At 72.8% G+C, this 22,308-nt stretch carries 20 protein-coding genes; 9 read left to right on the forward strand and 11 right to left on the reverse strand.

Features of this window, described 5'->3' with window-relative positions; translation table 11 throughout:
• The first annotated feature begins 62 nt into the window (after positions 1 to 62).
• Positions 63 to 1,025, forward strand: coding sequence for a COX15/CtaA family protein (locus tag ACN27A_RS09990; protein WP_421451762.1), 963 nt, complete (start codon positions 63 to 65; stop codon positions 1,023 to 1,025).
• Positions 1,026 to 1,082: 57 nt separating this feature from the next.
• On the opposite strand, the gene ACN27A_RS09995 is transcribed toward ACN27A_RS09990, so the two are convergent.
• The 3 genes from ACN27A_RS09995 to ACN27A_RS10005 all read right to left on the reverse strand — a co-directional run bounded on the left by ACN27A_RS09995 (position 1,083) and on the right by ACN27A_RS10005 (position 3,662).
• Positions 1,083 to 2,006: an ATP-grasp domain-containing protein gene (locus tag ACN27A_RS09995; protein ID WP_421451765.1), complete on the reverse strand. Its 924-nt coding sequence runs from the start codon at positions 2,004 to 2,006 to the stop codon at positions 1,083 to 1,085.
• A gap of 6 nt (positions 2,007 to 2,012) precedes the next feature.
• Positions 2,013 to 2,342 carry a hypothetical protein gene (locus ACN27A_RS10000; RefSeq protein ID WP_421451766.1) on the reverse strand — a complete coding sequence of 110 codons (330 nt, stop codon included), beginning with the start codon at positions 2,340 to 2,342 and terminating at the stop codon, positions 2,013 to 2,015.
• A 360-nt stretch (positions 2,343 to 2,702) separates the two neighbouring features.
• Positions 2,703 to 3,662, reverse strand: coding sequence for a heme o synthase (locus tag ACN27A_RS10005; protein ID WP_421451769.1), 960 nt, complete (start codon positions 3,660 to 3,662; stop codon positions 2,703 to 2,705).
• Between the two features lie 265 nt (positions 3,663 to 3,927).
• On the opposite strand from ACN27A_RS10005, the gene tkt reads away from it, so the two are divergent.
• The 6 genes from tkt to pgl all read left to right on the forward strand — a co-directional run bounded on the left by tkt (position 3,928) and on the right by pgl (position 12,471).
• The gene (tkt, locus tag ACN27A_RS10010) at positions 3,928 to 6,066 is read left to right on the forward strand and encodes a transketolase (RefSeq protein WP_421451772.1); all 2,139 of its coding nucleotides are present in this window, start codon (positions 3,928 to 3,930) and stop codon (positions 6,064 to 6,066) included.
• A gap of 16 nt (positions 6,067 to 6,082) precedes the next feature.
• Positions 6,083 to 7,261: a transaldolase gene (gene tal, locus ACN27A_RS10015; protein ID WP_421451774.1), complete on the forward strand. Its 1,179-nt coding sequence runs from the start codon at positions 6,083 to 6,085 to the stop codon at positions 7,259 to 7,261.
• Positions 7,262 to 7,328: 67 nt separating this feature from the next.
• Complete coding sequence (locus ACN27A_RS10020) at positions 7,329 to 8,978, forward strand: glucose-6-phosphate isomerase (RefSeq protein WP_421451776.1); 1,650 nt, start codon at positions 7,329 to 7,331, stop codon at positions 8,976 to 8,978.
• Positions 8,979 to 8,980: 2 nt separating this feature from the next.
• Entirely contained in the window at positions 8,981 to 10,531 is a 1,551-nt protein-coding gene (zwf, locus tag ACN27A_RS10025; protein ID WP_421451779.1) for a glucose-6-phosphate dehydrogenase, read from the forward strand.
• Between the two features lie 85 nt (positions 10,532 to 10,616).
• On the forward strand, positions 10,617 to 11,633 hold the full coding sequence (locus ACN27A_RS10030; RefSeq protein WP_421451781.1) for a glucose-6-phosphate dehydrogenase assembly protein OpcA: 1,017 nt from the start codon (positions 10,617 to 10,619) through the stop codon (positions 11,631 to 11,633).
• Positions 11,634 to 11,700: 67 nt separating this feature from the next.
• Entirely contained in the window at positions 11,701 to 12,471 is a 771-nt protein-coding gene (gene pgl, locus ACN27A_RS10035; RefSeq protein WP_421451783.1) for a 6-phosphogluconolactonase, read from the forward strand.
• A gap of 53 nt (positions 12,472 to 12,524) precedes the next feature.
• Here the strand turns inward: pgl and ACN27A_RS10040 are convergent, their stop codons facing one another.
• From ACN27A_RS10040 to rapZ, 8 genes are all read right to left on the reverse strand, one after another.
• Positions 12,525 to 12,863, reverse strand: coding sequence for an RNA polymerase-binding protein RbpA (locus ACN27A_RS10040; RefSeq protein WP_421451786.1), 339 nt, complete (start codon positions 12,861 to 12,863; stop codon positions 12,525 to 12,527).
• 131 nt (positions 12,864 to 12,994) lie between these two features.
• Positions 12,995 to 13,258 (reverse strand): preprotein translocase subunit SecG, encoded by a 264-nt coding sequence (gene secG / locus ACN27A_RS10045; protein ID WP_088999360.1) that lies wholly within the window; start codon positions 13,256 to 13,258, stop codon positions 12,995 to 12,997.
• A 95-nt stretch (positions 13,259 to 13,353) separates the two neighbouring features.
• The gene (gene tpiA / locus ACN27A_RS10050) at positions 13,354 to 14,145 is read right to left on the reverse strand and encodes a triose-phosphate isomerase (RefSeq protein ID WP_421451790.1); all 792 of its coding nucleotides are present in this window, start codon (positions 14,143 to 14,145) and stop codon (positions 13,354 to 13,356) included.
• Positions 14,145 to 15,344, reverse strand: a complete 1,200-nt coding sequence (locus tag ACN27A_RS10055) for a phosphoglycerate kinase (RefSeq protein ID WP_421451793.1) — start codon at positions 15,342 to 15,344, stop codon at positions 14,145 to 14,147. The genes tpiA and ACN27A_RS10055 overlap by 1 nt, the downstream gene beginning before the upstream one ends.
• 35 nt (positions 15,345 to 15,379) lie before the next feature.
• A complete protein-coding gene (gene gap / locus ACN27A_RS10060) occupies positions 15,380 to 16,384 on the reverse strand; it encodes a type I glyceraldehyde-3-phosphate dehydrogenase (protein WP_132240340.1) in 1,005 nt (334 codons plus the stop codon).
• Positions 16,385 to 16,648: 264 nt separating this feature from the next.
• Positions 16,649 to 17,629 carry a DNA-binding protein WhiA gene (gene whiA, locus ACN27A_RS10065; RefSeq protein ID WP_088999356.1) on the reverse strand — a complete coding sequence of 327 codons (981 nt, stop codon included), beginning with the start codon at positions 17,627 to 17,629 and terminating at the stop codon, positions 16,649 to 16,651.
• A gap of 54 nt (positions 17,630 to 17,683) precedes the next feature.
• A complete protein-coding gene (locus ACN27A_RS10070) occupies positions 17,684 to 18,820 on the reverse strand; it encodes a gluconeogenesis factor YvcK family protein (protein WP_421451797.1) in 1,137 nt (378 codons plus the stop codon).
• On the reverse strand, positions 18,817 to 19,704 hold the full coding sequence (rapZ, locus tag ACN27A_RS10075; RefSeq protein ID WP_132240378.1) for an RNase adapter RapZ: 888 nt from the start codon (positions 19,702 to 19,704) through the stop codon (positions 18,817 to 18,819). The genes ACN27A_RS10070 and rapZ overlap by 4 nt, the downstream gene beginning before the upstream one ends.
• Positions 19,705 to 19,995: 291 nt before the next feature.
• Between rapZ and ACN27A_RS10080 the strand changes: the two genes are divergently transcribed.
• Together ACN27A_RS10080 and recQ are read left to right on the forward strand one after the other, a co-directional pair.
• The gene (locus ACN27A_RS10080) at positions 19,996 to 20,340 is read left to right on the forward strand and encodes a hypothetical protein (protein WP_151453341.1); all 345 of its coding nucleotides are present in this window, start codon (positions 19,996 to 19,998) and stop codon (positions 20,338 to 20,340) included.
• Positions 20,341 to 20,449: 109 nt separating this feature from the next.
• Positions 20,450 to 22,288 (forward strand): DNA helicase RecQ, encoded by a 1,839-nt coding sequence (gene recQ, locus ACN27A_RS10085; RefSeq protein ID WP_421451800.1) that lies wholly within the window; start codon positions 20,450 to 20,452, stop codon positions 22,286 to 22,288.
• The last annotated feature ends 20 nt before the right edge of the window (positions 22,289 to 22,308 follow it).

Here is a 22,308-nt window from a genome sequence, read left to right on the forward strand (position 1 = left end):
ACCCGGGTCCCGGTGATCCGAACCACCGCACGGACGGAGTCACCCGATCGTGCTCCACTACGGTGCGTAGGATTTGCGCCGTGAAGCGATCCGTCCGGTTCCCGGTCTCCACCGCCCTGCTGCGCCGTCTCGCGCTCGCCTCGATCATCGCGAACGTGGGCATCGTCGTCACCGGCGGGGCCGTCCGGCTCACCGGGTCCGGCCTCGGCTGCCCCACCTGGCCCAGGTGCACCGAGGAGTCGTACGTGACGACACCGGAGATGGGCATCTACGGCGTGATCGAGTTCGGCAACCGCCTGCTCACCTTCGCCGTCGGCCTCATCGCGCTGGCGGTGCTGCTGGCCGTGCTGCTGCACCTCCCCCGGCGCCGGGACCTGGTCCCGCTCGCGGTCGCCGTGCTCCTCGGCATCCCGGCACAGGCGATCATCGGCGGGATCACCGTGCTCACCGACCTCAACCCGTGGGTGGTCGGCCTGCACTTCCTCGCCTCGATGCTGGTGATCGCGGCCGCGTACGCGCTGTGGCGGCGGATCAAGGACCCGGCGGGCCCGGCGGAGGCCGTCGTGCCCGCCCCGCTGCGGACCCTCACCGCGATCACCACCGTGGTCAGCGCGGCGGTGCTGGTGATCGGCACCTGGGTGACCGGCAGCGGCCCGCACGCGGGCGACCACGGCGCCGCCCGCAACGGGCTCGACCCGGAGACGATCTCCCAGGTGCACGCCGACAGCGTCTTCCTGCTGATCGGCCTGTCCGTGGCGCTGGTCTTCGCCTTCCGGGCGGTCGGCGCGCAGCGGGCCGCGCGGGCCGCCCTGGTGCTCGTCGGCGTCGAGCTGAGCCAGGGCCTCATCGGCTTCGTGCAGTACTTCACCAACCTGCCGGCGCTGCTGGTGGGCGCGCACATGCTGGGTTCCTGCCTGGTGCTGCTGGCCACCCTCTCGGTGCAGTGGTCCACCCGCGAGCGCCGCCCGGTCGGGCCGGCCCCCGCCCCGGACGCCGCCGACCGGGCCGTCCCCGTCGCCGCCTGACCGCGCCCCCGGCCCGTCCGGCTGCGCACCTGAGCGCTTCCCCACCCGCCCCGACGGTCAGCCGGCGGCGCGGGCCAGGTGGGTCAGGATCGCGTCGGCCAGACGGTCGGCGGCGCCGTCGGCGTGGCCGAGGAACAGCGACGGCTCGGTGAGTTCCAGCTCCACCAGGACCGGCGCGCCGTCCGGGCCCGGGATCAGGTCCACCCGGGCGTAGAGCAGCCGTCCCGGTCCACCGGGCACCGCCGCGAGGGCCCGCTCCGCCACCGCCGACTGCTCCGGGGTGGCGGTGCGGGCGGTGATCTCCTCGGGCCGGTACAGCGCGTCGGCGCCGAGGTCCGGGCCGGTCAGCATCGGGCCCTTGCGGATGGCGTGGCTGAACGTCGGGCCGTCCGGTCCGGCCAGGAAGAGCAGCGCCGTCTCGCCGGCCGTGTCGACCGCGTCCAGGTACGGCTGCACCATGGTCAGCCGCCCGGCGTCCGAGAGCCGCCGCACGTGCGCCACGGCCAGTTCCCGGTGGTGCGGATCGGCCAGGTCGTAGCGGCCGGTGTCCTGGCTGCCCGCGCTGACGGCCGGCTTGACGACGTACTCGCCGCGGGCCGCGGGCGGTCGCCAGTCCTCCCCCGGCGCGACCCAGGACGTCGGCACGGTGCGCACCCCGGCCGCGGACAGCTCGGCCAGGTACCGCTTGTCGGTGTTCCAGCGCACCACGTCGGCCGGGTTGGCCAGGGTGGGGACCCGCGACGCCCAGGCGACGAACTCGTCGCGGCGCAGCGCGTAGTCCCACGGCGAGCGGAGCACCGCCAGGTCGTACGCGGCCCAGTCGGCGGCCGGGTCGGCCCAGTCCACCGCCTCGGCGGTCACGCCGCGGCGCGCCAGCGGGTCGAGCAGCAGCCGGTCGTCGGGGTCGAGGTCGGGCAGGTCGGCACAGGTGACGAGAGCGACCCGGGGTTTCCCCCGGGTCGGCTGGTGGTGATCGGTCAAGTTATGTCAACGGGCCATCGTGCGCCGGGCCATCGACCGCCAGAGGTCGTTGCTCGGACGCATCTGGTCCATCAGTTCACGCTCCCAGGCGTTCTCGACGGTGACTCCCGCCTTCGCGCAGGCCTGCCGCGCCACGACGGTGTCGTCGGCGAACTGGTCGCCCCACACCCCGTCCTCGCCCACGAGGACGATGCGCGCGCCACGCTTGCCGACGTACTCGATGACCGCCTTCGCCCCGCCGTGACCGGCGGCGAACGACTTGAGGCTCGCCACCAGGCCCTGCGGGGTCTCGGCGGTCTGCTCGGCCGTCAGCGTCGTATCGGAACCTTCTGCCATGTCGGGAAGCGTAAGCAGACTTGCACCCGGGCGGGCGAGAACCATGAACCTTTTGTGATGCCAATTACCCGCAGGTTTAAGGAGAACCACAGGCGAAATGCCCGGTCTTGTCCGGACTTATCCCGCCAAAAGGGCGGCCCGAACCGGGCCGGCCCGGGCCATCCGAGCGGTTCTGGAATCTTATCGACGGCGTCACCGATGTGACAAGAAACCCGGACAAGCCATGCACGATGATGATTTGCCGGTACGGCCTCCGGCCGCCGGGGACCGGGCGGCACGGCCTCCGGGGACCGGGCGGCACGGACCAGGCCGGAACCCGGCCCTACGCGGCGGCCCGCCGCAGCGGCGGGCGCAGCCGGGTCAGATCAGCGCGTCGAGCGCGACGGCGGCGAAGAGGATGGTCAGGTAGGTCGTCGACCAGTGGAACAGCCGCATCGGCTTGACGGCCTGCCCCCGCGCCACCCGGCGGGCGAGCTTGTGCGCCTCCACCACGAAGATGGCGCCGACCACCACGGCGGGCACGCCGTAGATGAGGCTCATCCCCAGCGGCCACACGGCCAGCGAGGACGCCACGGTCAGCCAGGCGAAGCCGATGATCTCGGCGTTGACCCGCCGCGTGGAGGCCACCACCGGCAGCATCGGGATGCCGGCCCGGGCGTAGTCGTCCTTGTACTTCATCGCCAGCGGGTAGAAGTGCGGCATCTGCCAGAAGAAGACCACCGCGAAGAGCGCCCACGCGGCCGGGGAGAGCGTCCCGGTGACCGCCGCCCAGCCGATCAGCACCGGCGCCGCCCCGCAGGCCCCGCCCCAGAACGTGTTCGCTGTCGTGGTGCGCTTGAGCCAGAGGGTGTAGACGACGTCGTAGTAGACGATCGCGGCCAGCGTGAGCCCGGCGGCCAGCAGGTTGGTGAACGCCGCCATCATCGCGACCGACACCGCCGCCAGCACCAGCCCGAAGATCAACGCGTTGCGCGGTGTCACGGTGTGCGTCGGCAGCGGGCGGCGCTTGGTGCGCCGCATCAGCTGGTCGATGTCGCGGTCGATGTAGCAGTTGATGACGCTGGCCGCGCCCGCGGCGAGCGAGCCGCCGACCAGCACCACGGCCACCAGCCAGAGCGACGGCATCCCGCCGTCCGCGAGCATCATCGCCGGCACCGTGGTGACGAGGAGCAGCTCCACGATCCGCGGCTTGGTCAGCGTCACGTAGGCCGCGACCACCGCGCGGACGTCCCGGCGGGCCACCGCCGACGTCTCCGCCGCAGTCCGCACCGGCGGCTGCCCGGCAGAGTTGCTGACGGGGCGCTCGGTGATCATGCTCACGGATTGCCACCTTCCGGCGTCGGCAGGGGAGGTCGGATCGGCCGGACCCGACTGGGGCCACACGCCGGACCACAGACTACGCGTCGTCGTTTTGGCTGCCCGGGCGACCCGACAACGGTGCGGGCCGTCACACCGTCGGGGCAGCGCCGCGCACCGGCGCGGACCAGTACAGACCGGCATGCAGAGATCCCTGGGCGGACGTTTAGGACCGCTCGATAGGGTCATCACTGAGGGTTCCGCCCATCTGCCGAGGAGCACAACCATCGTGGCTGCCAACCGACCCGAGCACCCCGCACTCAACTGGTCCGACCTCGACCGCCGGGCCGTCGACACCGTCCGCGTGCTGGCCATGGACGCCGTGGAGAAATCCGGCAACGGCCACCCGGGCACCGCGATGAGCCTCGCGCCCGCGGCCTACCTGCTCTTCAACCGGGTCATGCGGCACAACCCGGCCGACCCGAACTGGCCCGGCCGGGACCGCTTCGTGCTCTCCGCGGGCCACTCCAGCCTCACCCTCTACATCCAGCTCTTCCTCTCCGGCTACCCGCTGGCCCTGGAGGACCTCAAGTCGCTGCGGCAGTGGGGCTCGCTGACCCCGGGCCACCCGGAGCACGGGCACACCCCCGGCGTGGAGACCACCACCGGGCCGCTCGGGCAGGGCCTCGGCAACGCGGTCGGCATGGCGATGGCGGCCCGCCGCGAGCGCGGCCTGTTCGATCCGGAGGCGGAGCCGGGCCGCTCGGTCTTCGACCACGACATCTGGTGCATCGCCTCGGACGGCGACATCGAGGAGGGCATCAGCCACGAGGCCAGCGCGCTCGCCGGGCACCAGCAGCTCGGCAACCTCACGCTGATCTACGACGACAACGAGATCTCGATCGAGGACGACACCCGCATCGCCAAGAGCGAGGACGTCGCAGCCCGCTACGAGGCGTACGGCTGGCACGTGCAGACCGTCGACTGGCGCGCCGGCGACGCCGACCAGGGCGACTACCACGAGGACGTGGAGGCCCTGTACCGGGCGCTGCTGGCGGCGAAGGCCGAGACCGGCCGCCCCTCGTTCATCGCGCTGCGCACCATCATCGGCTGGCCCGCGCCGAACAAGAAGAACACCGGCAAGATCCACGGTTCGGCGCTGGGCGCCGACGAGGTGGCGGCCACCAAGCAGCTGCTCGGCTTCGACCCGGCCCGCTCCTTCGAGGTCGACGAGGAGGTGCTCGGGCACGCCCGCACGGTGATGGAGCGCGGCGCGCGGGCCCAGCAGGAGTGGACCACGGCGTTCGACGGCTGGGCGAAGGCCAACGAGGAGCGCCGCGCGCTCTACGACCGGATGGCCGGGCGGGTCCTGCCGACCGGCTGGACCGAGGCGCTGCCGGAGTTCCCGGCCGACGCCAAGGGCGTCGCCACCCGGGCGGCCTCCGGCAAGGTACTGGAGGCGCTGGCCGGAGTGCTGCCTGAGCTGTGGGGCGGCTCGGCCGACCTGGCGGAGAGCAACAACACCACCATGAAGGGCGAGCCGTCCTTCGTCCCCGCCGTCCACGCCACCAAGGACTTCCCCGGCCACGAGTACGGCCGCACGCTGCACTTCGGCATCCGCGAGCACGCCATGGGCGCCATCCTCAACGGCATCGCGCTGCACGGCGGCACCCGCCCGTACGGCGGCACCTTCCTGGTCTTCAGCGACTACATGCGCCCGGCGGTACGACTCGCCGCGCTGATGAAGCTGCCGGTGGTCTACGTCTGGACGCACGACTCGATCGGCCTCGGCGAGGACGGCCCGACGCACCAGCCGGTGGAGCACCTGACCGCGCTGCGCGCCATCCCCGGCCTGGACGTGGTCCGGCCCGCCGACGCCAACGAGACCGCCTGGGCCTGGCGGCAGGCCCTGGAGCACACCGACCGGCCGACCGCGCTGGCGCTGAGCCGGCAGCCGCTGCCGACGTTGGACCGGTCCACCCTGGCCGGCGCCGAGGGCGTGGCCAAGGGCGGTTACGTGCTGGCCGAGGCGTCCAACGGCAAGCCGCAGGTCATCCTCGTCGGCACCGGCTCCGAGGTGCAGCTCTGCCTGACGGCCCGCGAGCGGCTGGAGGCCGACGGCACCCCGACCCGGGTCGTCTCGATGCCCTGCCAGGAGTGGTTCTTCGAGCAGGACGAGGCGTACCGGGAGTCGGTGCTGCCGCGCGGGGTAAAGGCACGGGTGAGCGTGGAGGCGGGCATCGCCATGTCCTGGCGCGGCATCGTCGGCGACTGCGGCGAGAGCGTGAGCCTGGAGCACTACGGCGCGAGTGCCCCGCACTCCGTGCTCTTCGAGCAGTTCGGATTCACCCCCGACCGGATCGTGGCCGCCGCGCACGCGGCACTGACCCGGATGGGCGACATCACCGGTTTCACCACCGGCAACTGAGGGGAGCGTGGACGGCATGACGGACAGGCTGAGTGAACTCACCGCCGCAGGCGTGGCGGTCTGGCTCGACGACCTTTCCCGGGTACGGCTGTCCTCCGGCGGGCTGGACCAGCTCCGCCGGGAGAAGCACGTGGCCGGGGTGACCACCAACCCGACGATCTTCGCCAAGGCGCTGAGCGACGCCGACGAGTACGACTGGCAGCTGCGCGACCTCGCCTCCCGTGGGGTGGAGGTCGAGGAGGCCGTACGCATGCTCACCACGTACGACGTGCGGTGGGCGTGCGACGTGATGCGCCCGTCGTACGAGGGCAGCGGCGGGGTCGACGGCCGGGTCTCCATCGAGGTGGACCCGCGGCTGGCCCACGAGACCGACAGGACCGTCGCCGAGGCCAAGGCGCTGTGGTGGCTGGTCGACCGGCCGAACCTCTTCATCAAGATCCCGGCCACCGAGGCCGGCCTGCCGGCGATCACCGCCACCCTGGCGGAGGGGATCAGCGTCAACGTCACGCTGATCTTCGGGCTGGACCGCTACTCGCAGGTGATGGAGGCGTTCCTGGCCGGCCTGGAGCAGGCGAAGGCGAACGGGCACGACCTGTCGAAGATCGGGTCGGTCGCGTCGTTCTTCGTCTCCCGCGTCGACAGCGAGGTCGACAAGCGGCTGGAGAAGCTCGGTTCCGACGAGGCCAAGGCGCTGCGCGGCAAGGCCGCCGTCGCCAACGCCAAGCTCGCGTACGAGCGCTACGGCGAGGTGTTCTCCTCCGACCGGTGGCAGGCGCTCGCCGACGCCGGCGCCCACCCGCAGCGGCCCCTGTGGGCCTCCACCTCGACCAAGAACCCGGACTACCGGGACGTCATCTACGTCGAGGAACTGATCGCCCCCGGCACTGTCAACACCATGCCGGAGCCGGTCGTGCACGCGTACGCCGACCATGGCGAGACCCGCGGCGACACCATCACCGGTTCGTACGACGAGGCCCGCAAGGTCTTCGCGGACCTGGAGTCGGTCGGGATCGACATGGCCGACGTCATCGAGACCCTGGAGCGCGAGGGCGTGGAGAAGTTCGAGGCGAGCTGGCAGGAACTGCTCGACGGCGTCCGCAAGTCGCTCGCGGCCGCGGGCCGCGGCGCGGGCAACCCGAGCGACGCCGCGAAGGACAACGCGCAGGCCGCGCAGCAGGCGGGAGGAAACGCGTGAGCGAGCGAACCATCAGGCTCAGCAGTGCGGCGCCTCGCGCCGCCGCCGAGCGGAGCGAGGTGGCGGCGTGAGTGATCTGCTCAACGGGGCGGTCGAGGCCGCCGCCGGGCTCTCCGTGCACGGGGCCGACGCCGTCGACAGGTCGGCCCCCGCCTCCACCCGGGACGCGCTGGTGAACGCCGGCACGCCGGGCAAGCTGGCCGCGAAGGACCCGACCCTGTGGGGTCCGGACGCCGAGGCCGAGGCGAAGATCCGCCTCGGCTGGGTGGACACCTACCTGCGCAGCCGCGAGCTGCTCCCCCAGCTCGCCGAGCTGAAGGCGGAGCTGGCCGACCTGGACCACGTGGTGCTCGCCGGGATGGGTGGCTCGTCGCTGGCCCCCGAGGTCATCGCCCGCACCCTCGGCAAGCAGCTGACCGTGCTCGACACCACCGACCCGGGGCAGGTCCGGGCGGCGCTGGCCGACCGGCTGGAGCGCACCGTGGTCGTGGTGGCCAGCAAGTCCGGTTCGACGGTCGAGACCGACAGCCACCGCCGGGCCTACTGGCAGGCCTTCCTCGACGCGGGGATGACCGAGGCGGAGGCCGGCCGGCACTTCGTCGTCGTCACCGACCCGGGCTCGCCGCTGGAGGCCACCGCCACCGAGATGGGTGCCTTCACCGTACTCGCCGACCCGAACGTCGGCGGCCGTTATGCGGCGTTGACCGCGTTCGGGCTGGTCCCGTCGGCGCTGGCCGGGGTCGAGGTGGCCGAGCTGCTCGACGAGGCGGAGGCGCTGGCGGCCTCCCTGGGCGGGGACCGCGACAACCCGGCCCTGGCGCTCGGCGCGGCCCTCGGGGCGGCGGCCACCATGGGCCGGGACAAGGTCGCCCTGATCTCCGACGGCACCGGCATCGAGGGCCTCGGCGACTGGGCCGAGCAGCTGATCGCCGAGTCCACCGGCAAGGCCGGGGTCGGCATCCTGCCGGTCGTCGTGGAGTCGCCGCAGAGTCCCGGCGCCGCCGGCGACGACGTGCTCACCGTGACCTACGGCGGCGCGCTGCCCGCCGGCGCCGTTCCCGGCGGCGGCGTCGACGCCGACGTGGCCGTCAACGGCCCGCTCGGCGCGCACTTCCTGGCCTGGGAGTACGCCACCGCGATCGCCGGTGTGGTGCTCGGCATCGACCCGTTCGACCAGCCCAACGTCACCGAGTCCAAGGAGAACACCAACCGCATCCTCGCCTCGGGTCCGCCGGCGGAGACGCCGTCGTTCACCGAGGGCGCGATCGAGGTGTACGCGCCGCGGGGCGCCCCCGGCGACCTGGCCGGCGTGCTGCGCCAGCTCGTCGACGCGACGGGCGACGACGGCTACCTCGCGGTGATGGCGTACCTCGACCGGTTCGCCGACGCCGACGCGGCCCGGCTGCGGCCGCTGCTGGCCGGTGCCGCCGGCCGACCGGTCACCTTCGGGTGGGGCCCGCGCTTCCTGCACTCCACCGGCCAGTACCACAAGGGCGGTCCGCAGGTCGGCAGCTACCTCCAGCTCACCGGCGCGGTCGTCGACGACCTGCCGGTGCCGGGCAGGCCCTACACCTTCGGGCAGTTGCAGGCGGCGCAGGCCGCCGGCGACCGGCAGGCCCTGGCCGAGCGGGAGCGCCCGGTGGTCCGGCTGCACCTGACCGACCGGTCGGCGGGCGTGGCCCAGCTGCTCGATGCCGTCGGGGCGTTGCGGGCGTGACGATGAGGACCGTGGATGACGCGGAGCGAGGAGGCGGCGTGAACCCGCTGCGCGACCCGCAGGACCGCCGGCTGCCGAGGATCCCGGAGCCGTGCGCTCTGGTGATCTTCGGCGTCACCGGTGACCTGGCCCGCAAGAAGCTCCTGCCGGCCGTGTACGACCTGGCGAACCGGGGGCTGCTGCCCCCGGGCTTCGCCGTGCTCGGCTTCGCCCGGCGGGACTGGGGCGACGGGGACTTCGAGTCGCTCGCCCACGAGGCCGCCAAGAAGCACGCCCGCACCCCCTGGCGGGAGGAGGTGTGGGCGCGGCTGGTGGGCAACATCAAGTTCGTCGGCGGATCGTTCGACGACGACGCCGCGTTCGACCACCTCTCCGAGATGCTGGACGAGCTGCGCCAGACGCACGGGATCCCGGGCAACGCCGCCTTCTACTTCTCCATCCCCCCGGCGGCGTTCCCCGTGGTCCTCAAGCAGCTGGCCCGCACCGGGATGGCCGACAACGCCAAGTCCGGCGGCTGGCGCCGGGTGGTGGTGGAGAAGCCGTTCGGGCACGACCTGCCCTCGGCGAAGGCGCTCAACGACCTGGTCGACGACGTCTTCACCCGCGAGGACGTCTTCCGCATCGACCACTACCTGGGCAAGGAGACCGTCCAGAACATCCTCGCCCTGCGGTTCGCCAACAACCTGTTCGAGCCGCTGTGGAACTCCAAGTACGTCGACTCGGTGCAGATCACCATGGCCGAGGACGTCGGCATCGGCACCCGCGCCGGCTTCTACGACTCGGCCGGCGCGGCCCGCGACGTGTTCCAGAACCACCTGCTCCAACTGCTGGCGCTGGTGGCGATGGAGGAGCCGACGAGCTTCGACGCCGACGAGATCCGCACGGAGAAGCTCAAGGTGCTCCGGGCGATCACCCTGCCGAAGGACGTCGCCGAGGGCACCGTGCGCGGCCAGTACCTGCCCGGCTGGGTGGGGGGCGAGCGTGCCGTCGGGTACCTGGAGGAGGAGGGTGTCCCGGAGGACTCGACCACGGAGACCTACGTGGCCGTCCGGCTCGGCATCCAGAACCGCCGCTGGGCGGAGGTGCCGTTCTACATCCGGGCCGGCAAGCGGCTGCCGCGCCGGGTCACCGAGGTCGCCATCATGTTCAAGAGAGCGCCTCACCTGCCGTTCAACGAAGCCGACATGGAGTCGCTCGGCAACAACCAGCTCGTCATCCGGGTGCAGCCGGACGAGGGCGTCGTGCTCAAGTTCGGCTCCAAGGTGCCCGGCACCACGATGGAGGTCCGCGACATCGCGATGGACTTCCAGTACGGCGAGGCGTTCACCGAGGCCAGCCCCGAGGCGTACGAGCGGCTCGTGCTGGACGTGCTGATCGGCGACCGTACCCTCTTCCCGGACGCCGCCGAGGTCGAGCAGAGCTGGCAGGTGGTGGACCCGCTGGAGCGCGCGTGGGCGGGCACCAAGCCGGAGCCGTACCGGGCCGGCGAGTGGGGTCCCCGCGCCGCCGACGAGATGCTGGCCCGCGAGGGCCGGGCGTGGCGGCGGGCGTGAGGAGTGAGCCGGTCCTGCGCGCCCCGCAGCCGCGAACGAAGGCAGGTGCCGTGACCGGGCGCAGCGAGCAGACCAGGAGGCTCCATTGATCGGCCTGTGGGACACCACCGGGAACGAGGTGGTCAAGGCGCTGGCCGCCGAGCGGCGCAGCGCGGGCGGGGTGGCCAGCGGCATGGCGCTCACCCTGATCGTGGTGGTGGACGAGAAGCGGGTCCGCGAGGCGGAGGCGGCGGCGACGATAGCGGCCGCCGCCCACCCCTGCCGGCTGCTGGTGGTGGTCCGCACCGACGTGGAGCGCGAGCGCAACCGGCTGGACGCGGAGATCGTCGTCGGCGGCCGGCTCGGCCCGTGCGAGGCGGTGGTCACCCGGATGTACGGACGGCTCGCCCTGCACGCGGAGTCGGTGGTGATGCCGCTGCTGGTGCCGGACGTCCCGGTGGTGACGTGGTGGCACGGCGAGCCGCCGGCCGAGATCGCGACGGACTTCCTCGGCGTGGTGGCCGACCGGCGGATCACCGACTGCGCGCAGGCCGCCGACCCGATCGAGGCGATGCGCCAGCGGGCCCGGGACTACGCGCCCGGCGACACCGACCTGGCGTGGACCCGGATCACCCCGTGGCGCACCCTCGTGGCGGGCGCGTTCGACACCACGCAGGCCAAGGTGACCGAGGCGACCGTGGTGGGCCCGCCCACCGACCCGACCGCCGCGCTGATGCAGGGCTGGCTGGCCGCGCGCCTCGGCATCGAGCCGGTGTGGGAGCACACCGACGCGTCGCCGCGGATGCGGGAGGTGCAGCTGCGCTGCGCCAACGGCGACACGTTGACGCTGAGCCGGGACGACAGCGTGGCGACGTTCCGGCGTACCGGCCAGGAGGACCGGCAGCTGCCGCTCGTCCGGCGGCCCCTCGGCGACGAACTGGCCGAGGAGCTGCGCCGGCTCGACGCCGACCAGGTCTACGCGGAGGCGCTGGGCACGGCGGCCGGGCTGGCCGGCCTCGACCAGCGTCCGCCGCAGCGGGTGCACGTCTGGAAGGACCCGGCCACGGCCCAGCGGGCCGAGGCGGGGGTCACCGCGCACGTCGGAACGAGCGCCGAGCACTGAGCGCCCGACTACCCGGGGCACCACGGAGGACCGGCCGCGCGGCGGCCGGAGAAACGAAGGCACACAGATGAGTGAGGCGAGTGTCGCCGTCCACGCCGACGCAGACCTGCTGGCCCAGGCGGTGGCCGCCCGGTTGGTGGTCAAGCTGCTCGACGCGCAGGCCGAGCGGGGCCAGGCGGCGGTGGTGCTGACCGGCGGGCGGATAGCCGCGGCGGTGCACCGGGCGGTGGCGGCGCTGCCGGCCCGCGACGCCGTGGACTGGTCCCGGGTGGACGTCTGGTGGGGCGACGAGCGGTTCCTGCCCGCCGGCGACCCCGAGCGCAACGAGACCCAGGCCCGAGCGGCGCTGCTGGACGCGGTGCCGCTGGACCCGGCCCGGGTCCACCCGATGCCGGCCTCCGACGGTCCGGCCGGGCCCGACCCGGAGGAGGCGGCGGCCCGCTACGCCGAGGAACTGGCCCGCGCGGCGCGGCCGGGACACGCCGCGCTCCCCCACTTCGACGTGCTGATGCTGGGCGTCGGCGAGGACGGGCACGTCGCCTCGGTCTTCCCCGAGCATCCGGTGCACCACGACAGCCGGCCGGTCAGCGCGGTGCGGGGCAGCCCGAAGCCCCCGCCGGTGCGGACCACGCTGACCCTGCCGGCGATCAACACGGCCGAGGAGGTCTGGCTGGTGGCCGGCGGGGCCGACAAGGCACGGGCGGTCGGCATGGCGCTGGCCGGGGCGGGGCCGGTGCAACTGCCGGCGGCCGGCGTACAGGGCACGGGCCGGACCCTCTGGCTGCTGGACCGGGCGGCGGCGGCCGACGTCCCGGCCCGCTTCCGCAGCCTGCGCTGAGGTGCCCCTTCTCAACGCATAACGTTGAGAAGGGGCACTTCCTCACACCCTGCCTAGCCGGTGGGGCGGCCCCGGCGACGGCGCAGGGCGGCGAGGGCCTCGGCCAGGATGGCCTCGCCCTCCTCGGCGGTGCGCCGCTCCTTCACGTACGCCAGGTGGGTCTTGTAGGGCTCGGGCCGGACCCGGCCCGGCGGGTTCTGCGCGTCCTGGCCGGCGGGGAGGCCGCAACGCGGGCAGTCCCACACCTGCGGCACCTCGACCTCGGCGGCGAGCCGGATCGCGGTCTGGTGGTCGTTGCGGCACCAGTAGGTCACCGTCCGGCACGGGGCCGGCTGGTGGCGTTCGGGCGCGGATCCGACCCGGGTGCCCGGGATGACGTTGCCGATGGGCACGGCTGCTCGCTCCTGTCGTCGGAGGGGAACCGCCGCGGAGAGGGCGGCGGGCGACGCGGTGCAGCGGGTAAAACGGACTGCGCGCGGCCCGTCGACGACGGACCGCGCGCAGATTGTACGACTTGGCGGGCTCAGACCGTGCCGCTGGCCATCTGGAGGCGGAGCCAGAGCCCCAGCCCGACGATGCAGGCGAACCAGACGATGCCCACCAGGACGGTGTAGCGGTCGAGGTTCTTCTCCGCCACCGAGGAACCGGCGAGGCTGGAGCTGACGCCACCGCCGAACATGCTCGACAACCCGCCGCCCTTACCGCGGTGCAGCAGGATCAGCATGGTCAACAGAACGCTCGTGATGACCAGCAACACGATCAACGTGTATGCGAACCAGATCGGCATGGCTGGGGTCAGTCCTCTCGTTACGATCCTCGCCCGGGCAGATCGGGCACGGTGGCACCGACCGACGGACGGGCGGAGTCAAGGATAGCGAGCGATCAGCGGGAGATGTGCTCCGGGAACCGGCAGATCTTCGCGAACTCCTCGGCGTCCAGGCTCGCGCCGCCCACGAGCGCCCCGTCGACGTCCGGCTGAGCCATGATCGCCGCGACGTTCGACGACTTGACCGACCCGCCGTAGAGGACCCGGACCTTGTCGGCGGTGTCCTGGCCGAAGGACTCGGCCAGGCGCTGACGGACCGCGCCGCACACCTCCTGGGCATCCTCCGGGGTGGCCGTCTTGCCCGTGCCGATCGCCCAGACCGGCTCGTACGCCACCACGACCTTCTCCACCTGCTCGGCGGTGAGCCCCTTCAGACCGCCGTCGAGCTGCTCGCTGCAGTGCGCCACGTGGGTGCCCTGCTCCCGGACGTCGAGCCCCTCCCCCACGCAGAGGATCGGGGTGAGCCCGTGGGTCAGCGCCGCCTGCACCTTGGCGTTGACGAGCGCGTCGTCCTCGTGGTGGTAGGCCCGCCGCTCCGAGTGCCCGATCACCACGTAGGTGCAGCCGAGCTTCGCCAGCATCGGGCCGGAGATCTCCCCGGTGTAGGCCCCCGACGCGTACGGCGAGAGGTCCTGCGCGCCATAGCCGATGAGCAGCTTGTCGCCGTCGACGGCGGTCTGCACCGTACGCAGGTCGGTGAACGGCGGCAGGACCACCGTCTCGACGTCGGTGAGCTGCTTCTCGGTGAGGCTGGCCGCCAGCTTCTGCACCAGCAGGTTGGCCTCGAGGTGGTTGCAGTTCATCTTCCAGTTGCCGGCCATCAGGGGCCGGCGGGTGACGCTCGCCATCAGTTCTCCAGGGCCGCGATGCCGGGGAGGGTCTTGCCCTCCAGGTATTCCAGGGAGGCGCCACCGCCGGTGGAGATGTGCCCGAAGGACGACTCGTCCAGCCCGAGCGCCCGCACCGCGGCGGCGGAGTCACCGCCACCGACGACGGTGAACGCCTCGCTCTTGGCGATGGTCTCGGCGATCCCGCGGGTGCCGTGGGCGAACGCCGGCATCTCGAACACGCCCATGGGGCCGTTCCAGAAGATCGTCCGCGCGCCCTTGAGGGCGGCGGCGAAGCCGGCGACCGTCTCCGGCCCGATGTCGAGCCCGACCCGCTTGCTGGGGATGCCGTCGGCCGGCACGGTGTCGTGGGCGGCGTCCGGGGCGAACGCGTCCGCGGCCACCACGTCGACCGGAAGCATGATCTTGCCCTCGGAGCGCTCCAGCAGGCTGCGGCAGGTCTCGACCATCTCCTCCTCCAGCAGCGAGGAGCCCACCTCGTGGCCCTGTGCCTTGAGGAAGGTGAAGCACATCCCGCCGCCGATGAGCAGCCGGTCGACCGTCGGCAGCAGCGCCTCGATCACCGCCAGCTTGTCGGAGACCTTCGAACCGCCGAGCACCACGACGTACGGACGCTCCGGCTCGCCGGTCAGCCGGGACAGGACCTCCACCTCGCGCAGCACCAGCCGGCCCGCGACGTGCGGCAGCCGGGCCGGCACGTCGTGGACGCTGGCGTGCTTGCGGTGCACCGCGCCGAACGCGTCGTCGACGTACGCGTCGCCGAAGGCGGCGAGCTGGTCGGCGAAGGCGCCCCGCTCGGTGTCGTCCTTGCTGGTCTCGCCCTTGTTGAAACGCAGGTTCTCCAGCAGCGCGACCTCGCCGTCGGCGAGCGCGTCCACGGTGGAGCGGGCGGACTCGCCGACGGTGTCGGTGGCGAAGTGCACCCGCGCGCCGAGCAGCTCCCCGAGGCGGCCGGCGACCGGGCTCAGGCTGAACTGCGGGTCCGGCGCGCCCTTCGGGCGGCCCAGGTGGGAGCAGACGACCACCTTCGCGCCGGCCTCCACCAGCGCGCCGAGCGTCGGCAGCACGGCGCGGATGCGGCCGTCGTCGGTGATGTCGCCGGTCTGCTTGTCGAGCGGGACGTTCAGGTCGGCGCGCACCAGCACGCGCCGACCCGACACCCCCTCGGCGAGCAGGTCGTCGAGGGTACGGATGCTCACTTAGGCCAGGCCTCCGTTCGTGACCGTCGGCTTCGTCACAGGGACTGGCCGACCAGCTTGACCAGGTCGACCAGGCGGTTCGAGTAGCCCCACTCGTTGTCGTACCAGCCGACGACCTTGACCTGGTTGCCGACGACCTTGGTCAGCGGCGCGTCGAAGATGCACGACGCCGGGTCGGTGACGATGTCGGCGGAGACGATCGGGTCCTCGTTGTAGACCAGGATGCCCTTGAGCGGGCCCTCGGCGGCGGCCTTCAGCGCGGCGTTGACCTCGTCCACCGTGGTCTCCCGGGCGACGTCGACGGTGAGGTCGGTGGCCGAGCCGGTCGGGATCGGCACGCGCAGCGCGTAGCCGTCCAGCTTGCCCTTCAGCTCCGGCAGCACCAGGCCGATCGCCTTCGCCGCGCCGGTCGAGGTCGGCACGATGTTCAGGGCGGCGGCGCGGGCCCGACGCAGGTCGGAGTGCGGCGCGTCCTGGAGGTTCTGGTCCTGGGTGTACGCGTGGATCGTCGTCATCAGGCCGTGCTGGATGCCGAACGTGTCGTGCAGGACCTTCGCCATCGGCGCCAGGCAGTTGGTGGTGCAGGAGGCGTTCGAGATGATGGTGTGCTTGGCCGGGTCGTACTGGTCGTGGTTGACGCCCATGACGACCGTGACGTCCTCGTTCTTCGCCGGGGCGGAGATGATGACCTTCTTGGCCCCGCCGTCGACGTGCGCCTTCGCCTTGGTGGCGTCGGTGAAGAAGCCGGTGGACTCGATGACCACGTCCACGCCGGCGTCGCCCCACGGCAGCTTCGACGGGTCCTTCTCGGCGTACGCCTTGATGGTCTTGCCGCCCACGGTGATCTCGTCGGCGGTGGCCTTCACCTCGTGCGGCAGGCGACCCAGGATGCTGTCGTACTTGAGCAGGTGGGCGAGCGTCGCGTTGTCGGTCAGGTCGTTGACCGCCACGACCTCGATGTCAGCGCCGGACGCCAGCACTGCCCGGAAGAAGTTGCGGCCGATCCGGCCGAAGCCGTTGATGCCAACCCGGATGGTCACAGGTCCCATCTCCTTGCGTTCTGGTCCGCCGGCGTAAGACCCGGGCCGGCGGAGGTGTGTGCGCCGACCGTTGGAGCCGGCCGTTGACGGTTCATCTCGGCCACCCCGCCGCGGTCTCGAAGGACCTGACCGCCCGAGGCGGTGTGCACGGCGAGGAGTGCCTGTGCCGGCCCCCTTGCCGTACGCAGCGACCTTATCCGAGCGTGCGGCGCAGCGCAGCGCCGGGTGGTGACCCCACCGGCGCCGCCGACCCGCACCGTCCTATCAGACCACGAGCATGTCGGGCGTGACTGCCGCTTCCGTATCCGGGATGCCCAGGTCCCGGGCCCGCTTGTCGGCCAGCGCCAACAGCCGGCGGATCCGGCCGGCGATCGCGTCCTTGGTCAGCGGCGGGTCGGCCAGCGCGCCCAGCTCCTCCAACGAGGCCTGCCGGTGCTCCAGGCGCAGCCGGCCGGCGGAGGTGAGGTGGTTGGGCGCGTCCTCGGCGAGGATCTCCAGCGCCCGGGTCACCCGGGCGGCGGCGGCGACCGCGGCCCGCGCCGAGCGGCGCAGGTTGGCGTCGTCGAAGTTGGCCAGCCGGTTGGCCGTCGCCCGCACCTCGCGGCGCACCCGGCGCTCCTCCCAGGCCAGCACGCTGGAGTGGGCGCCGATGCGGGTGAGCAGCGCGGCGATCGCGTCGCCGTCCTTGACCACCACCCGGTCCACGCCGCGCACCTCGCGGTTCTTGGCGGTGATGCCGATCCGCCGGGCCGCGCCCACCAGGGCCAGCGCGGACTCCGGGCCCGGGCAGGTGATCTCCAGCGCGCTGGAGCGGCCCGGCTCGGTCAGCGAGCCGTGCGCCATGAACGCGCCGCGCCAGGCCGACACCGCGCAGCAGACGTTCGCGGCGACGACGTGCGGCGGCAGCCCCCGCACCGGACGCCCGCGCACGTCGAGCAGCCCGGTCTGCCGCGCGAGGGCCTCACCGTCCTTGACCACCCGCACGATGAAGTGGCTGCCCTTGCGCAGACCACCGGACGCGAGCACGTGGATCTCACTCGGATAGCCGTAGACCTCCGCGATCTCCCGTCGCAGCCGCCGGGCCACCGCCCCCGTGTCGAGTTCGGCCTCCACCACGACCCGACCGGAGACGATGTGCAGCCCGCCGGCGAAGCGCAGCAGCGCCGCCATCTCCGCCCGCCGGCAGCAGGGCTTGGGCACGTCGACCCGACTCAGCTCGTCCTTGACCGCAGCCGTCATCGCCATTGTGCGTCCCCTCACGGACCTGTTCCGGCGTGTCGCCGGAGATTACGTACGTGTCTAACGATCGGCGCCCAGGACAGGCACCAGTGCGGCGCCCAGGGCGGCCGGATCATGACGGGGAGTGCCGTCGGTGACCGCGACGGGAGCGAGGACCAGGCGGGCACCCAGCGATTCTGCCGCACGTTCGACCGGTTCGGGGTCACCCGCCGCCTTGGAATCGGCGACCACCCGGTCGACCCTCAGCTCCGGCAGGTACGAGCGCAGCGCGGCCAGATGGTCGGCCTGGGAGAGCCCGGAGGTCTCCTTCTCGGCGGCGAGGTTCAGCGTGACGAGCCGCCGCGCCGGGCTGGCGACGATCGCGGCGGCGAGCTGCGGCACCAGCAGGTGCGGCAGGACGCTCGTGTACCAGCTGCCCGGCCCGAAGATCAGCCAGTCGGCGGCGCCGATCGCGGCGACCGCCTGCGGGCAGGCCTCCGGCGCGACCGGGGTGAGCCGCAACGACTCCACCCGGCCGGTGGTCACCGCGACCTGGTGCTGGCCCGTGATCGTGCGCACCTCGTCCGGCCGGCCCGGGTCGGCGCCGCGTACCCGCGCCTCGATCCCCACCGGCTCGCACGACATCGGCAGCACCCGGCCGACCGCGCCGAGCATCGCGCCGGCGTGCTCCAGGGCGGCCACCGGGTCGCCGAGCAGCTCCATCAGCCCGCAGAGCACCAGGTTGCCCACCGCGTGCCCGGCCAGCCCGCCGGCCTCGGCGCCCGCCCGCCCGGCCGCACCGGCACCCGCCCGTTCTCCGGCGATCCCGCCGACGGTTTCTCCGGCGCCCCCGGCCGGCACCGGGCCGGAAGGGGTTCGTCCGGTACCGGAGACCGGAGGGCGACCCGCCCCTCCGCCCCCGGCGGGAGCCGGGCCGCCAGCGGGGGGCGGCACCTCGGCGTAGCGGTGCTGGAAGAGCTTGGCACTGCGCCGGGTGGCCGGATGGTCGCCGGCCAGCGCGACCAGCGCCTGCCGCAGGTCGCCCGGGGGCAGGCCGCCCCGCTCGGCCCGCAGCCGGCCGCTGGAGCCGCCGTCGTCGCCGACGGTGACCACCGCCGTGATGTCGAGGTCCAGCTCGGGGGCGCAGCGGCGCAGGGCACGCAGCGAGGCGGACAGGCCGTGCCCGCCGCCGAAGGCGACCACACGCGTCGCCGTCACTCGCGCCCCAGGTCGCGGTGCTGCGCGTTGGCGGCCAGACCGGAGTGGCGCAGCCGGGCGGCCAACTCCTCGGCGATGGCCACGCTGCGGTGCTTGCCGCCGGTGCAGCCGACCGCCACCGTCAGGTAGCGCTTGCCCTCCCGCTCGAAGCCGGCGGTGGTCGCGTTGACCAGGTCGGCGTACGACCCGACGAAGGCGTCCGCGCCCTCCTGCCCCAGCACGTACGAGCTGACCGCCTCCTCCCGGCCGGTGTGCTCGCGCAGTTCCGGCACCCAGTACGGGTTGGGCAGGAAACGGGCGTCGAGCACGAAGTCGGCGTCCGGCGGCAGGCCGTACTTGAAGCCGAAGGAGAGCACGGTGACCCGCAGCCGGCGGGCGTCCTCGCCGCCGAAGAGCTCCTCGACACGGCGACGCAGCTGGTTGACGTTCAGGTGACTGGTGTCGATGATCACGTCGGCCTGGTCGCGGGCCTCCTCCAGCAGGCCCCGCTCGACCGCGATGCCGTCGGCGAGCCGCCCGTCGCCCTGCAACGGGTGCGAACGCCGGACGCTCTCGAACCGCCGGATCAGCACCTCGTCGTCGGCGTCGACGAAGACCACCCGGGGCGAGAAGCCGCGCTCCTTCAGCTCCCGGATCGCCCCCGCCAGGTCGGTGGAGAAGGCGCGCGAGCGCACGTCCAGCACCATCGCCGTACGCCGGGCCGCCCCGCCCGCCTTGAACGCCAGCTCGGCCATGTCGAGCATGAGCGCCTGCGGCAGGTTGTCCACCACGTAGAACCCGACGTTCTCCAACGCCCTCGCCACCGTGCTGCGGCCGCCGCCGGAGAGCCCCGTGACCACCACCAGGGTGGTGTCCGACTCCGCCGGTGTCTGCTGCCCGGTCACCGTCGCGCCCCGTTCCTCGGCCGTACGCGCCTCGCTCACCCACTACCCCCAAGCCGTGGCGCCGCGGCCGGCACCCCCGGCCGCGCGTGGTCAATCAGCGACTCTATCCCGCACCATCCGGGCGATGCCGGCACGTCCCCGGCCGCCGCCGTGGTGGCGTCCGCCCGACGGAGGGTCTGACCTGGGCGCGAGCGTCGTGCTCCCGACAGGCGGGCCCCTTGATGACGATCAGTCAACGTCCATACGCTGCACGTGATCGCCGCAGGTGGCGACTGGTTTCTGGGAGGCGGGATGCACGATCTGGCGGAGAAGAACAAATACGTCGGCTTCCTGTTCATGAGGATCAACCCGGAGTACTTCGCCCTGGGCCGGGAGGGCATCCACGAGGTCTCCGCCGAGCACGCCCGCGACCTGGGCCGCTTCGCCAAGCAGCTGACCCACGTGGTCTGCACCGGGGTCAACGGTCGCTACGACCAGGTGACCATGGTCGAGGCGGACACCCTGGAGGAGATCAACGCGGCGGCCACGGCGTTCCGGATGGGCAACAAGGCCCGCTACATCGAGATCGTCGACATCGTGGTCGGGATGAAGGCACCGCCGCGCGGGCTGGCCAAGCGTTCCGCCCAGCCCGACTGAGCGACCCGGAGACCGCCGGACCGCGACGCTCCGGTCCGGCGGTCCTCCTGATCCGCGACCCGCCCGCTCGGGTCCGCCGGCTGTCGGGGGAGGTTCGTAGAATCCCCGGATGGCTTCCCCCACCGACCTGCGCTCCGCCGACGCCCTGGAGGTGCTGCGCCGGGTCTTCGGCTACGACGCCTTCCGCGGCTTCCAGCAGGAGGTGATCGACCACGTGGTGGCCGGCGGCGACGCGCTGGTGCTGATGCCCACCGGCGGCGGCAAGTCGCTGTGCTACCAGATCCCCGCGCTGGTCCGCGACGGTGTGGCGGTGGTGGTCTCCCCGCTGATCGCGCTCATGCAGGACCAGGTCGACGCGCTGACGGCGGTCGGTGTGCGGGCCGGTTTCCTCAACTCGACCCAGGATCTCGACGCCCGCCGGGTGGTGGAGCGGGCGTTCGTCGGCGGCGAGCTGGACCTGCTCTACCTCGCCCCGGAGGCGTTGGGCACCCGCGGGGTGCAGCAGCTGCTCGACCGGGGCAGGATCGCCCTGTTCGCCATCGACGAGGCGCACTGCGTGTCGCAGTGGGGGCACGACTTCCGCCCCGACTACCTCGCCCTGTCGATGCTGCACGAGCGCTGGCCCGACGTGCCCCGCATCGCGCTCACCGCCACCGCCACCAGCGCGACCCGCGACGAGATCGCGACCCGGCTCAAGCTCACCGACGCCCGGCACTTCGTGGCGAGCTTCGACCGGCCCAACATCCAGTACCGGATCGTGCCCAAGCGCGAGCCGCGCAAGCAGCTGCTGAGCCTGCTGCGCGACGAGCACCCCGGCGACGCGGGCATCGTCTACTGCCTGTCGCGCGCCTCGGTGGAGAAGACGGCGGAGTTCCTCACCGCCAACGGTGTCGCCGCGCTGCCCTACCACGCCGGCCTGGACGCGGCGACGCGCGCGCGCAACCAGCAGCGCTTCCTGCGCGAGGACGGCCTGGTGATGGTCGCGACCATCGCGTTCGGCATGGGCATCGACAAGCCCGACGTCCGCTTCGTCGCCCACCTCGACCTGCCCAAGTCGGTCGAGGGCTACTACCAGGAGACCGGTCGCGCCGGGCGCGACGGGCTGCCGTCGACCGCCTGGCTGGCGTACGGGCTCCAGGACGTGGTGCAGCAGCGCAAGATGATCGAGACCTCCGACGGGGACCTCGCCCACCGGCGCAACCTCGCCGCCCACCTCGACGCGATGCTCGCCCTCTGCGAGACGGTCCGCTGCCGGCGGGGCCAGCTGCTCGACTACTTCGGCGAGAAGGCGGAAGCCGCCTGCGGCAACTGCGACACCTGCCTCAGCCCGCCGGAGTCCTGGGACGGCACCGTCGCGGCGCAGAAGCTGCTCTCCACCGTGTTCCGGCTCGACCGGGAACGCAACCAGCGCTTCGGTGCGGGGCACTGCGTCGACATCCTGCTCGGCCGCACGACCGACAAGGTCACCCAGTACGGCCACGACTCCCTGACCGTCTTCGGCATCGGCGGCGAGCTGCGCGAGGCCGAGTGGCGCGGCGTGGTGCGGCAACTGCTGGCCGAGGGGCTGCTGGCCGTCGAGGGCGACTACGGCACGCTGGCCCTCACCGAGGCCAGTGCGGAGGTGCTGGGCCGCCGCCGCACGGTGATGATGCGCCGCGAGCCGGAGAAGGTCGCCTCGTCCCGGTCGGCGAAGCCGCGCGGGGCCGCCACCGTCGTCGCCGAGCTGTCCCCGACCGCCGCCGGGGTCTTCGAGCGGCTGCGCGCCTGGCGGGGGGCCACCGCCAAGGAGCAGGGTGTCCCGGCGTACGTGATCTTCCACGACGCCACGCTGCGGCAGATCGCCACCGACGCGCCCACGTCGCTGGCCGAGCTGTCCGCGGTCAGCGGCGTCGGCGAGAACAAGCTCGCGAAGTACGGCGAGCAGATCCTGGCCGCCCTGGCCGAGTGACGGTCGGCCGCGCCACCGTC

The sequence above is a fragment of the Micromonospora sp. WMMD737 genome (genome assembly GCF_049179055.1).
Classification (GTDB): Bacteria; Actinomycetota; Actinomycetes; order Mycobacteriales; family Micromonosporaceae; genus Micromonospora; species Micromonospora reichwaldensis.

What these genes read in the sequence shown, in the direction of transcription:
- ACN27A_RS10000 (WP_421451766.1), bottom strand. Translation starts at nt 2,342, where the DNA reads ATGGCAGAAGGTTCCGATACGACGCTGACGGCCGAGCAGACCGCCGAG.
- tal (WP_421451774.1), top strand. Translation starts at nt 6,083, where the DNA reads ATGACGGACAGGCTGAGTGAACTCACCGCCGCAGGCGTGGCGGTCTGG.
- zwf (WP_421451779.1), top strand. Translation starts at nt 8,981, where the DNA reads ATGAGGACCGTGGATGACGCGGAGCGAGGAGGCGGCGTGAACCCGCTG.
- pgl (WP_421451783.1), top strand. Translation starts at nt 11,701, where the DNA reads ATGAGTGAGGCGAGTGTCGCCGTCCACGCCGACGCAGACCTGCTGGCC.
- secG (WP_088999360.1), bottom strand. Translation starts at nt 13,258, where the DNA reads ATGCCGATCTGGTTCGCATACACGTTGATCGTGTTGCTGGTCATCACG.
- tpiA (WP_421451790.1), bottom strand. Translation starts at nt 14,145, where the DNA reads ATGGCGAGCGTCACCCGCCGGCCCCTGATGGCCGGCAACTGGAAGATG.
- whiA (WP_088999356.1), bottom strand. Translation starts at nt 17,629, where the DNA reads ATGGCGATGACGGCTGCGGTCAAGGACGAGCTGAGTCGGGTCGACGTG.
- ACN27A_RS10080 (WP_151453341.1), top strand. Translation starts at nt 19,996, where the DNA reads ATGCACGATCTGGCGGAGAAGAACAAATACGTCGGCTTCCTGTTCATG.
- recQ (WP_421451800.1), top strand. Translation starts at nt 20,450, where the DNA reads ATGGCTTCCCCCACCGACCTGCGCTCCGCCGACGCCCTGGAGGTGCTG.